Annotated in this window: 11 protein-coding genes; 3 read left to right on the forward strand and 8 right to left on the reverse strand. The window is 73.6% G+C overall.

Annotation, left to right across the window (positions count from 1 at the left end; all coding sequences use genetic code 11):
• Nucleotides 1-8 precede the first annotated feature (8 nt).
• A complete protein-coding gene (locus tag ACFV9J_RS03690) occupies nt 9-893 on the forward strand; it encodes an alpha/beta fold hydrolase (RefSeq protein WP_385349281.1) in 885 nt (294 codons plus the stop codon).
• Nucleotides 894-995: 102 nt separating this feature from the next.
• Nucleotides 996-1,469 (forward strand): carboxymuconolactone decarboxylase family protein, encoded by a 474-nt coding sequence (locus ACFV9J_RS03695; RefSeq protein ID WP_385349284.1) that lies wholly within the window; start codon nt 996-998, stop codon nt 1,467-1,469.
• A gap of 67 nt (nt 1,470-1,536) precedes the next feature.
• Here the strand turns inward: ACFV9J_RS03695 and ACFV9J_RS03700 are convergent, their stop codons facing one another.
• The 7 genes from ACFV9J_RS03700 to ACFV9J_RS03730 form a co-directional block, all read right to left on the reverse strand.
• Complete coding sequence (locus tag ACFV9J_RS03700) at nt 1,537-2,763, reverse strand: cytochrome P450 (RefSeq protein ID WP_385349286.1); 1,227 nt, start codon at nt 2,761-2,763, stop codon at nt 1,537-1,539.
• An 11-nt stretch (nt 2,764-2,774) separates the two neighbouring features.
• On the reverse strand, nt 2,775-4,019 hold the full coding sequence (locus tag ACFV9J_RS03705; RefSeq protein ID WP_385349289.1) for a cytochrome P450: 1,245 nt from the start codon (nt 4,017-4,019) through the stop codon (nt 2,775-2,777).
• Nucleotides 4,016-4,654, reverse strand: a complete 639-nt coding sequence (locus ACFV9J_RS03710; RefSeq protein WP_385349292.1) for an ATP/GTP-binding protein — start codon at nt 4,652-4,654, stop codon at nt 4,016-4,018. Before ACFV9J_RS03710 ends, ACFV9J_RS03705 begins: the two co-directional genes overlap by 4 nt.
• Nucleotides 4,632-4,985, reverse strand: a complete 354-nt coding sequence (locus ACFV9J_RS03715; RefSeq protein ID WP_087809117.1) for a DUF742 domain-containing protein — start codon at nt 4,983-4,985, stop codon at nt 4,632-4,634. The genes ACFV9J_RS03710 and ACFV9J_RS03715 overlap by 23 nt, the downstream gene beginning before the upstream one ends.
• On the reverse strand, nt 4,982-5,404 hold the full coding sequence (locus ACFV9J_RS03720) for a roadblock/LC7 domain-containing protein (protein ID WP_011028644.1): 423 nt from the start codon (nt 5,402-5,404) through the stop codon (nt 4,982-4,984). The genes ACFV9J_RS03715 and ACFV9J_RS03720 overlap by 4 nt, the downstream gene beginning before the upstream one ends.
• Before the next feature lie 2 nt (nt 5,405-5,406).
• Nucleotides 5,407-7,134 carry an ATP-binding protein gene (locus tag ACFV9J_RS03725; RefSeq protein ID WP_385349296.1) on the reverse strand — a complete coding sequence of 576 codons (1,728 nt, stop codon included), beginning with the start codon at nt 7,132-7,134 and terminating at the stop codon, nt 5,407-5,409.
• Nucleotides 7,135-7,618: 484 nt separating this feature from the next.
• On the reverse strand, nt 7,619-8,311 hold the full coding sequence (locus ACFV9J_RS03730) for a TetR/AcrR family transcriptional regulator (RefSeq protein ID WP_385349299.1): 693 nt from the start codon (nt 8,309-8,311) through the stop codon (nt 7,619-7,621).
• A 90-nt stretch (nt 8,312-8,401) separates the two neighbouring features.
• Between ACFV9J_RS03730 and ACFV9J_RS03735 the strand changes: the two genes are divergently transcribed.
• A complete protein-coding gene (locus tag ACFV9J_RS03735) occupies nt 8,402-9,295 on the forward strand; it encodes an NmrA family NAD(P)-binding protein (protein ID WP_385349301.1) in 894 nt (297 codons plus the stop codon).
• Nucleotides 9,296-9,387: 92 nt separating this feature from the next.
• Here the strand turns inward: ACFV9J_RS03735 and ACFV9J_RS03740 are convergent.
• Nucleotides 9,388-11,097, reverse strand: a 1,710-nt coding sequence (locus ACFV9J_RS03740) for a hypothetical protein (RefSeq protein ID WP_385349304.1), incomplete at its 5' end; no start/stop codon positions are given.

Here is an 11,097-nt window from a genome sequence, read left to right on the forward strand (position 1 = left end):
GGAGACCGATGACCGCGCAGCGCCCCCGTACCTACGACCCGCCCCGCCCCCGTACGGTCACCGTGGACGGCGCCCGCGTCGCCTGCTGGGAGTCGGGACCACCCGACGCCGAACCCGTGGTCCTCCTGCACGGCTACCCCGCCGACCACCGGTGCTGGCGCCACCAGGTCCCGCCCCTGTCGGCCCGGTACCGGGTCATCACGCCGGACCTCCTGGGCTGGGGCGCCTCCGACCGCCCCCTCCACCTGTCCTTCGACTACGACACGGAGGTCGCCCGGGTCGGCCGGCTCCTCGACGCCCTGGACCTGGACTCGGTGAACCTGGCCGGCCACGACTACGGCGGCTTCCTCTCGCTCGGCTTCACCCAGAACCACCCGGGCCGGGTGCGCAGGCTGGCGCTCCTCAACACGCGCGCGCACGACACCTTCACCCGCCGCTGGTACGCCGTGTTCAGCCTGATCGGCCTCGCCGGACGCAGCCCCCTGCTCAGCCGCCCGGCACGGCACCTGCCGTACGCCGCCCTCCACCGCCGTTCCTTCGCGCCGCTCGTGCGCGCCGGCCACCTCGACGCCCACGTCCTGGACGGCTACGTCGACTGGATGGCCGAGCCCGAGGGCCGTCGCTGGCTGCTCCACTACTTCGGCCAGTACCGCACCCCTGCCCGCCCCGAGCTGCGCCGGCGGCTGGCCGGCATCACCTGCCCGACGGCCGTCGTCTGGGGCCGCGCGGACCCGTACCTGAGCCCGGCGATCGCGACCGGGCTGGCCGGGTCGGTGCCCCGCGCCGAGCTGACGATGCTGGACGACGCGGGCCACTGGGTGATGGACGAACGCCCGGCCGCCGTGACGCGGGCGCTGGGCCGACTACTGGACCGCACTGCTCCGAACGGGTGAGACGCAGGTCACAAGTGGGCCGTGGCGCGGCCTGTCACATCGCGCCGCCGGCATCCGTCGTAGCTGTGTACGACCAACACGGCAACGATGGAGGAGTCCACCATGGAAGCGCGTCTCAACCTGTTCGCCAACCCGCTCGCCGGCAAGCTGCTGCGGCACATCAACTCCGCCGGCAAGGCCGTGACCGACTCGGGGCTGCCGGCCGCGACCCAGGAGCTGGTCAAGATCCGCGCCAGCCAGATCAACGGCTGCGGCTTCTGCCTCGACATGCACACCAAGGACGCCGCGAAGGCGGGGGAGACCTCGCTGCGCCTCAACCTGATCGCCGCCTGGCGGGAGGCGAAGGTGTTCACCGACGCGGAGCGCGCCGCCCTCGAACTGACCGAGCAGGGCACCCGCATCGCCGACGCCTGTGGCGGCGTCACCGACGAGGCCTGGGCGAACGCGGCCGAGCACTACGACGAGGAGCAGCTCACCGCGCTGGTCGGGCTGATCGCCGTCATCAACACCTACAACCGCCTGAACGTCATCACCCAGCAGCCGGCCGGCGACTACGAGCCGGGGATGTTCGGCTGAAGCCGGCACCCCTTCGGCCGTCGTCCCCGGCCGTCGCCCTCAGCCGCCCGGTCCCGTCGCCCGCCGCTCAGCCGGCGTGCAGCAGGACCGGGAGCCGCTGGTGGCCGTTGCTGATCAGGGAGGGCACGGGCGGCAGCTCCTCGGCCGGATCGGCGAGACGGAGGTCCGGGAAGCGGCCGAAGAGACTCTCCAGCGCGAGGGTCACCTCCATGCGGGCCAGCGGCGCGCCCAGGCAGAAGTGGACGCCGTGGCCGAAGGCCAGGTGCTCCTTGACGGTGCGGGTCGCGTCGAAGGTGTCGGCGTCCTCGTGCCAGTCCGGATGGCGGTTGGCGGCGGCGTACGAGGCGAGGATCGGCTCCCCGCGGGCGATGGTCCGCCCGTCCGGCAGGGCGATGTCGGTGACCGCGTACCGCAGCGGCAGATGCTTGACCGCCGGTTCGTGGCGCAGCGTCTCCTCCACCACGTCCGCCCAGGTGACCTCGCCCTTGCGGACCAGCGCGAGCTGGTCGGGGCGGGTCAGCAGGGTGTGCACCGCCTGGTCGATGACGTTGACGGTGGTCTCGTACCCGGCGCTGATCATCAGCAGCAGGGTGTCGCGCAGCTCGTCGGGGGAGAGGCGGTCGCCGTCCCCCTCGTCGTCCCGCGCGGCTATCAGCAGGGAGGTCATGTCGTCGCCCGGGGCGGCGGACTTGGCCGCGATGAGCTGGTCCAGCATCTCGTACAGGCGCGCGGTGTTGGCCTGCGCCTCGGTCTGGTCCAGGGTGGTGTCGAAGACGCCGTCCACGACGGCCCGGAAGTCCGGCCGCTGCTCCACGGGCACGCCCATGAGGTGGCCGATCACCGCGATGGGCAGCGGGTAGGCCAGCTCCTGCCGCAGGTCCACCGGCTCACCGGCGGGAAGCTCGGCGAGCCGGTCGACGAGAGCGGTCACCATCGCCTCGACGGCCGGCCGCATCGCGTCGACGCGACGGGCGCTGAAGGCGGGCGCCACCAGCCGGCGCAGCTTGCGGTGATTGGGCCCGTACGCGGTGAACATGTTCTCCACCGCCACCCACAGGGCCAGCGGCCAGGTGCCGACGACCTCGCCGAAGGCGGGCCAGTGCGCCCTGGAGTCCTTGGAGACGTCGGAGCTGGTGAGCAACTGCTTGAGGAGGACGGGGTCGCTGACCGACCAGGCCTGCACCCCGAGGACGTCCACCCAGGTGGCCGGGCCGCCCTCCCGCAGGGTGCGGTGCTCGGTGTGGTGGTCGGCGCCGGTGGGGTCGAGGACGAGGGCGGGCTGCTGGGTCGCCATGGCCTGGCTCCTTAGTGTGCGGCTCGGTGCGCGGCGGGCTGCGCGGCGGGGAAGGTGACGGGCAGGGATTCGAGGGCGCGGTGGAACGGGCCGGGCCGCCAGGTCAGTTCGGCCGGGGGCCGGGCGAGGTCCGTCTCGGGGAGCGCGTCCAGGAGGTGGGTGACCGCGGTCTCGGCGATGAGGTAGGCGTGCGAGCGGGCCGGGCAGGTGTGCGGACCGGTGCTCCAGGCCAGGTGGGCGCGGTTGCCGCCGTGCTGCCCCTGGGGCACGCCCTCGGTGAGGGCCGGGTCGTTGTTCGCGGCCGACATCGAGATCACCACCGGCTGGTCGGCCGGCAGCAGCACGCCCTCCACGTCGACGGGGTACGGGGGATAGGAGATGCAGTAGTTCGCCATCGGCGGGTCGGTGTAGAGGACGGCGTCGAGCGCGTCGCGCACCGTGGAGAGCCCGGCGTGCAGGTCCGCGGAGAACTCCTCGTCGGTGAGGATCTTCAGGATCGTGTTGCTGATCAGGTTGGTCATGGGTTCGATCCCGGCGCCGTAGAGCGTGACGAGCTGGTGGCTCATCTCCTCGTCGGTCAGCCCGACCGGATGGAGCGTCAGCCGGGAGGTGATGTCGTCACCGGGGTGGGTCCGGCGCAGTGTCACGAGGTCGGACACGGCCCGGGCGAGGATCAGGTTGCCCTGCTCGGCGTTGGTGGTGTCGAAGATCTTCGCCATGCCGTCGGCGATGCGCTGCCCGATCTCGTCCGGGCAGCCGAGCAGTGCGCTCAGCACGCGGAAGGCGATGGGGAAGGAGTACTGGGTGAGCAGGTCCGCCGAGCCGGCGGCGCGGAACCCGTCGATGGCGTCGGCGGCGACCTGTTCGACGAGGGCGCGCAGCCCGTGCTGGTCCACCTGGTCGATGGCGTGGGTGTTCGCGGACCGGTAGCGGGCGTGCTCGGCGCCGCCCGAGCGCAGCGCGTTGGGCCGCCACTCCATCATCGGCCGCACCGGGCAGGTCGCCGGGATCAGCTTCTCCCACGCGCGGGGGTCGGCCGGGAAGTGCAGCGGGTCGTTCAGGATGCGGCGGGCCTGGTAGTAGCCGATCACCAGCGTCGCGGGGACGCCGGGCGCCAGGTCGACGGGGACGAGTGGACCGTGGGTGCGGCGCATGCTGCGGTAGGCGGCGTGCGGGTCGGCGGCGAACTCCGGTGCGTACAGGGCGATCCGGCCCGGACCGCTCGCCGGCGCGGTCTCGGTGGCGGGCAACGTCATCGGCGGGACTCCAGTAGGGCGGCTGAACGGTGCTCGGAGAGGTACTCCGTGAGCGTGATCAGGGCGTGCAGGGAGGAGGTGCGGTCACGGGCGTCGCAGTACGTCAGCGGCGTGGCCGGTTCCAGGGCCAGCGCCTCGCGCAGCTCGGCCTCGGGGTAACCCGGGGACCCGGGGAAGGCGTTGATGGCGACGGCGTACGGGATGCCCGCGCCGTCCAGCAGGCCGAGGGCGTCGTGGGAGGCGTCGAGGTCGCGGGTGTCGGCCAGGACGAGGCAGCCGAGGGCGCCCTCGGCCAGGTCCTCCCACAGCGGCTGGAAACGGGACTGCCCCGGCAGCCCGAACAGGTACAGCGCGAGCCGGCCGTCGGCCAGGTGGATGCGGCCGAAGTCCATCGCCACGGTGGTCGTCGTCTTGTGCGGGGTGCCGCGCAGGTCGTCCACACCGGCGCTGGCCTGCGTGATCGGCTCCTCCATGCGCAGCGGCCGTACCTCCGAGACGCTGCCGATCAGCGTCGTCTTGCCGACGCCGAAGCCGCCCGCGACCACGATCTTGGCGGACCGGGTCACCGTGGCCGGGACGTAGGTGACGGGCGGGTCGGTCCGGTCGGCCCCGTCAGACCAGGGAGCGAAGTCCACGGAGTACCTCCTGCAGCAGGTCGAAGTCGGGCTGGTCGTCGATCGCGGCGACCGGGCTGGAGAGGTGGCCGGAGTCCATCAGCGAGGAGACGAGGATGCGCACCGTGGAGGGCGGCAGCTCCAGCGCGGCGGCGATGTCGGCGACGGCCAGGCCGCCGTCCGCGCCGGCGAACAGCCGCATCACCCGGCGGGCGTCCGGGCCGAGGGTGTCCGTGGGGCCGGTCGCGGCGATGACCACGCTCTCCAGGCGCACGTCCTCGCGCGCGCGGATCCGGCCCTGGGTGCGGACGTAGGGCCGGACCATGTCGGGATCGCGCCGCGGCCCGCTCATACCGGTCGGCCGCCGTCCGCGACCGGCACCCGCTCCTCCGTGGCCAGCTCGTGCCCCACCCGGGTGGCGAGCCGCACCATGTGGTGCGAGATCAGCCCGACGTCGGCGTCGGGGCCGGTCGTGCACACCGACAGCATGGTGTTCTTCGCGGCGGTCGTCGTCAGGCCGATGCAGCCGACCGACTCGATCAGCAGCTGCCGCATCCCCGCGCCGCCGGTGAACTCGTCCCAGGCCTTGCCCGCCGCGCGCAGGGCCGCCGTCAGCGCGGCGAACTTCTCCCCGTCGTCCTGGCCGATCGTCTGGGTGCGGGCCTTCAGCAGTCCGTCGCTGCTCATCAGCACGGCGTACCGGACGCCCTCGACGCTGCCGAGTTCCTGGTCCAGCAGCCAGCCCAGGCTGTTGGTGTGTGTGTCTTGCACGATCAGTGTCCTTCGTCGTCAGCGGCGTCGTGGGGGGTGGTGCGGGCGGCGGTGCGGGTGGCGGTGCCGGTTGCGAGGCGGGCCGCGGTGTCGGCGGGGGCCGGTGAGGGCTGCTCCCCGTCCCGGCCGCGGCGGGTCCCGGCCGCCCAGGCGGCGGCGACGGCGGGGCGGCCGGGCTCGGTGTCGTCGGGGGCGGCCGGGCGCCGCGCGGGAGCGGGCGCGGCGGAGCGCCGTCGGACGGTCAGGCCGCTGGCGGTGGTGGCGGTGGCGGCGGTGGGGGTGATGGGGGCGGTGGGGGTGATACGGGCGGTGGCGGTGGGGGTGGCCGGGTCGGGTACGGCCGCTGCGGCCGCCGCGGCCGGGGTTCCGGCGGGGGACGTCGCAGGCGGAGCGGCGGGCTTGGCGACGGGCTCGCCCGGCGTGGCTGGTGCCGGCGCGACTGATGCGGCGGGCCCGGCGGCTGCGGCGGACGCCGGGACGGCGGGCTCGGGCGCGGCCGCGACCGGAGAGGCGGTCACCGCCTGGGTCACCGGATCCGCCGGGGCCGCCGGGGCCGCCGGGGCCGCCGGAGCGGCAGGGACCGGTTGGGCCGCCTGGGCGGCAGCCCTCGGTACCGGCTGGGCCACCGCGGGGTCGACGATCAGGTTCTTCGGCAGGACGACCATGGCCCGGGTCCCCTGGTAGATGTTGGGCGCGGTCAGCTCGACGCGGAAGCCGTAGTTCTCCGCCAGCAGGGAGGCGACGCGCAGCCCGGTCTGGGGATGGGCGCCCAGGCGCGTGATGTCGTCGCGCTGTTCGCCGGACATCACGTCGCTGGCCCACAGCAGCCGCTCGTCGTCCATGCGCAGTCCCGCGTCGTCCACGATCAGGAAGCACGCGTGGTGCCCCTGTTCCAGCGAGACGTGGACACTGGCGGCGGGCGGCGAGTAGCGCAGCGCGTTGTCCAGCAGTACGGCGAGCGCGTGCACGACCGCCTCCACGGCGCGGCCCTCGACCACCACGGACCCCATCTCGGGGTGCTTGATCCGCTCGTACCCCTCGATCCGGCCCATGGCCGCCCGCACGATGTCGGTCAGCGTGGTGGCGGGCCAGCGCCGGGACAGCTTGTCCCCGGCTAGCACGGAGTACCCCGACGCGGTGAGCAGCATCTGCTGCGTGAGGTGGTCGATCTCCACGAGCGTCGCGTACGCCTCGTCCGAGATGTGCCGCCGTACGCCCTGGCTGACGGCCCGGCCGAGCCGCGCGGAGCGGGCCACGACGTTGTTGGCGAAGCCGCGCACGGCGGCCCGGGCCACGCCGACGGACTCGCGGCGGGCCTGGGCGATCTGCCGCTCGGTGTCCTGCCGTACCCGCTCGGCGGCGTGGACCGCGGCCCGTTCGGCGGCCGCCCGCTCCTCGGCCCGTACGCCGTCCACCGCCGAGGCCACCGCGCCGGGCACGGCACGCAGCCGCTCGGCGAGCGGGGTCCCGTCGAGCTGCGCCGGCACGAGCAGCCCGCCCCCGGGGCCGGCGCCGCCGGGACCGCCCTTCGCCGCCGCCGGGATCACGGTGGCCGCGAGGTGTCCCACGCACTGCTCCGCCGCGACGAGTTGCAGCGTCAGCCGGTCGGCGTGCTCGCGCAGCTGCTCGCCGCGGCCCCGGGCCTGCCCGGCCTGGCGCCGAAAGTACCACGCGGCCCCGGCTCCGGCCACCGCCAGCACGGCGGTGGCGGTCACTATCAGTTCAGTCATCAGGTCCTCACGGATCGGAAGCCGTCGGTGTGGGCGAGGTGGCCGAGGCGGGCCGGCGCGCAGGGCGGGGCGCCGGCCGGCCCGATGACGACCGGGCTCTCAACAGGCCGGAGCGGACCGGTGTCTGCCACGGTCGTCCCGTGCCGCGGAGTCGGCAGCGACGCGGTCGACGGCGAAGGCGCACGACATGGATCTCCCGGGAACACGCGAGGGCCGGTACGAGCAGGGGGTGCCGATGACGCGGACTCGAGACGGAGCGGGACCGCGCGTCCCGAGGCGCCTCGAACTCCCGTATCCACGACCGGCGTTCGGCATACGGGAAGGGACCATACCGCTTGTGCTCACGTTGCGCTGAGGCACGGAGCCGGACTCGTGATCACGGCCTGGAAGCGCCGGGGCTTTGGCGCGAAAAATGCGCCGATGACGCGCGAACCACCGTGGCCGAAAAGGGAGTTGGCCCGCCGGGTGCGATCCTGGTAGTGGCTCAGTCGATGTCGGAGAGACGCTTCAGCCACTCGCCGAGCAGTCGCTGCTCCGCCTCGCTCAGCACCGTCTGCTCGGGCAGCGTGGCGCGCAGCGCGCGGGCGGCGCCCTGCGGGCCGGCGTCCCGCACGGCCGGGCGCTCGTGGGTGACGGCGGCGACCATGGACTCGCGCAGGGTGGTGAACAGGGCCGGGTCGCGCCGGTCCTCGGGCAGCGACAGCCAGGTGAGCACCGCGCCGCGCGCCGTGGCGTGGATGATCTGGGCCGCCAGCTCCTGGTCCACGCGGAGCCATCCGCCGGCGGCGAGGCGCCGCATGCGGGCCATCAGGATCTCCATGCCGGCCTTGAAGGCGGCCGAACCCGTCCGCGCCGGTTCGGTGTACATCAGCGTGTACAGCGCGGGATTGGCCAGACCGAACTCGACCGCCAGGTCCCAGCCGTCCCGCAGGTCCTCGATGGGGTCCGGCGGATCGGGGTCGACGTGCTTGGTGGCGAGAAAGCTCGCGAAGCCGTGCTCGGCGACCGCGTCGAGCAGCCCGTCCTTGTCGCCGAACAGCCGGTAGATGGCCGGTGGCTGCAGCCCCGCCGCCTCGGCGACCGCCCGCGTGGTGACGGCGTCGCGGCCGCCGCGGGTCAGCAGGCCGATGGCGGCCTCGATGACCCGCTGCCGGGTCTGGTCGGAACGAGAGGGCATGCGGTCAACGATACCGCTTTGGTGTTGCCATCGTGATTATCGCTGTTACTGTAAAAGTGATTCCACTGGAAACAGGCATGGGAGTGCGTCATGATCATCGTTACCGGAGCCACCGGACAGCTGGGCCGTCGGACGGTCGAGCACCTGCTCGCCCGCGTGTCGGCGGAACAGGTCGGCGTCAGCGTCCGCGACCCGGGCCATCCGCAGGCCCGGACCTTCGCCGACCAGGGGGTGCGGGTGCGCAGGGGCGACTTCACGGACACCGAGAGCCTCGCCCACGCCTTCGAGGGCGCCGCCCAGGTCCTCGTCGTCTCCGTGGACAAACTGGGCGAGGAGTGCGTCAAGCAGCACCGCACCGCGATCGAGGCGGCCGTCACGGCGGGCGCCCGCCGCGTCCTCTACACCAGCCAGATGGGGGCCGGCGCGGCGTCCCACTTCCAGGCCTGCCGCGACCACGCCGCCACCGAGGAGATCCTGCGCGGCTGCGGAGTCCCCTTCACCTCACTGCGCAACGGCTTCTACGCCGCCAGCGCGACGCGCTTCCTCGGACACGCCCTGGAGACCGGCGAGATCCTGCTCCCCGCGGACGGCCCGGTCGCCTGGACCACGCACGCCGACCTCGCCGAGGCGGCCGCCGCGGTCCTGGCCGACGAGGGCCGCATCGACGGCCCCACGCCGCCCCTCACCGCCTCGCGGGCGCTGACCTTCGACGACATCGCGGCCCTCGCCGGCGAGGTGACGGGGCGGGAGTTCACGCGGAGCACCGCGCCCGAGGCCGGTTTCCGCGACCAGCTGGTGGCCCAGGGCGTCCCCGAGCAGTACGCCGACCAGCTCCTCGGCATCTTCGCCGCCGCCCGCGCCGGCGAGTTCGCCACGACCGACCCGACGCTGGCCGCGCTGCTGGGCCGGGAGCCCGTCGGAATGCGGGAGGTGCTGGAGGAGGCGCTGCGGGGGGCGCCGGGCGAGCAGCCGACCGACGGCTGAGCGGGGCCGCCCCGGCTGTCCGGGCCGGCCGCGCGGGGCGGGAGCGGGGGCGTGTGTCGCCTGCTTCCCCCTGCTCCCGGCCCGCCGCGTCATCAACTGGAGGCGAGCTGGTCCGTGATCTCCTTGATCACGTCGGCCTTCTCGGCCGGGTTCGTGAGCCGCGCCTCCCACTCGGCCGGTTCCAGGTTGTGGTCCGTGGGACCGGCCTTGATCAGGATCAGCAACTGCAGGGCGGAGGCGCGCAGGGTGGGATCGGTGCCCTCGCGCGAGACCATGTTGTAGATCTTGTGCGCCGCCAGCTGGCGCTTGTACTGCGTGATCTTCTTCCAGAACTTCATGGCGTGCAGCAGCGAATCCCCGGTGTCCTTGGCCGCGGGTATCGGCTCGCCCTCCGGCGTGTAGAGCTCGGGGTGGTGGGCCTCCTGGAATCGTCCGTAGGCCGCACTGCCTCCCTTGTAGGCGGTGGCGGTGAGGACGAGGCCCGCCCCTACCGCGGCGGTGATCCAGCCCGCGGGGTTGGACGCCAGGCCCACGGTGGCGGCGATGGCCACGGTCGTGACGCCGCCCGCTCCCTTGAGGCCCTCGCCCATGACGCCGCCCCCCATTTCCTTGACCACCTTGCTGACCTGTCGGCTCTTCGCGAGATTCGTGGCGAAGTTCAGGTCCTCCAGGTCCCGCGCGAGGCTGAGGAAGTCGGCCTTGGCCCGGGCCTCGATCAGCGCCGTCGCCTCGTACGCGGCCCCGGCGGTCCGGAGGCCCGCCGCCCACTCCTCCTCCGTACGGCCTTCGCGGTCGTTCCTCGCCCGCTCCACGGCCTCGCGGGCGAAACTGGCGTTGAGCTCGGCGGTGTTGGCCTCGGCCTCCAGCCGGAGCAGCCGTCGGGACTGGGCGGCGTTGTGCTTCTGGAGCTGCCCCAGACCGTGGATCTTCGCGATCGCACCCTTGGACTTGAAAGCGGCCCGGACGGCCTTGGCCACACCGGCGACGCCGCTGAGCACACCGCTCGCCTCGGCGGAGGCCACGGTGCTTCCCACACCCTGCAGCTTGACCGCTTCCTTGGCCATGGTGCCGGCGTTGGCGCCCGTACTGAGGACACTCATGCCCGCGTCGGTCGCCTTGGTTTTGCCCTTTTTGTGAGCGTTGTGGTACCCGGCTCCGCTCCCCTTTTCCAGGGCCGTCCTCAGGTTCCTGAACGAGTCCGCGACGCTGGCCGCGCCGGAGAAGAGTTCGGTGAGGCCGCTCAGGGATGCGCCGGAGACGCCCGCGGCGGAGGCGTCGTGGGTCTGGGCGGCAGCCTGCGCGGCGGCGGCGGTGTCGGTCTTCGGGGCGGAGGCCGCCGCTGCGGTGGCGTCCTGGCCGAGGCCCGCGGCGGTGGGGGCCTGGACACCCTTGCCCAGGGCGTCCGTGGGGTCGAGGAGCCTCTTGCCGTGGTCCGCGTTCTCGGCGACTGCCTTCAGGCGTTCGGCCCTGGCCTCCGACCTGGCCTCCGCGGCGCGGCGGGCCTCATCTTCGGCGGCGCGTTCGGTCGTGGCCGTGCGCGCTTCGTCCCTGGCCGTGTCGAGGCGTGTCTGGAAGTCGGGGTCGATTCCCATGCCCTGGGTGCCGGACGCCGAGCCGCGTCGGGTGAGGCCGGCGGGGTCGGGCCGGGTGTCGGATTCCGAGCCGCGTCGGGTGCGTCCCGAGGAGGTGAAGCGGGCCGCGAGGGCGGCGATCCGTGCCTCCTCGGCGGCGGCGCGTTCGGCGGCGAGACGCGCCTCTTGGGCGGCGGCGCGTTCGGCGGCGAGGCGCGCTTCCGCTTCCGC

The sequence above is a fragment of the Streptomyces sp. NPDC059906 genome (genome assembly GCF_042730645.1).
Classification (GTDB): Bacteria; Actinomycetota; Actinomycetes; order Streptomycetales; family Streptomycetaceae; genus Streptomyces; species Streptomyces rubrogriseus.

What these genes read in the sequence shown, in the direction of transcription:
- ACFV9J_RS03725 (WP_385349296.1), bottom strand. Translation starts at nt 7,134, where the DNA reads ATGACTGAACTGATAGTGACCGCCACCGCCGTGCTGGCGGTGGCCGGA.
- ACFV9J_RS03715 (WP_087809117.1), bottom strand. Translation starts at nt 4,985, where the DNA reads ATGAGCGGGCCGCGGCGCGATCCCGACATGGTCCGGCCCTACGTCCGC.
- ACFV9J_RS03705 (WP_385349289.1), bottom strand. Translation starts at nt 4,019, where the DNA reads ATGACGTTGCCCGCCACCGAGACCGCGCCGGCGAGCGGTCCGGGCCGG.
- ACFV9J_RS03690 (WP_385349281.1), top strand. Translation starts at nt 9, where the DNA reads ATGACCGCGCAGCGCCCCCGTACCTACGACCCGCCCCGCCCCCGTACG.
- ACFV9J_RS03735 (WP_385349301.1), top strand. Translation starts at nt 8,402, where the DNA reads ATGATCATCGTTACCGGAGCCACCGGACAGCTGGGCCGTCGGACGGTC.
- ACFV9J_RS03700 (WP_385349286.1), bottom strand. Translation starts at nt 2,763, where the DNA reads ATGGCGACCCAGCAGCCCGCCCTCGTCCTCGACCCCACCGGCGCCGAC.
- ACFV9J_RS03695 (WP_385349284.1), top strand. Translation starts at nt 996, where the DNA reads ATGGAAGCGCGTCTCAACCTGTTCGCCAACCCGCTCGCCGGCAAGCTG.
- ACFV9J_RS03730 (WP_385349299.1), bottom strand. Translation starts at nt 8,311, where the DNA reads ATGCCCTCTCGTTCCGACCAGACCCGGCAGCGGGTCATCGAGGCCGCC.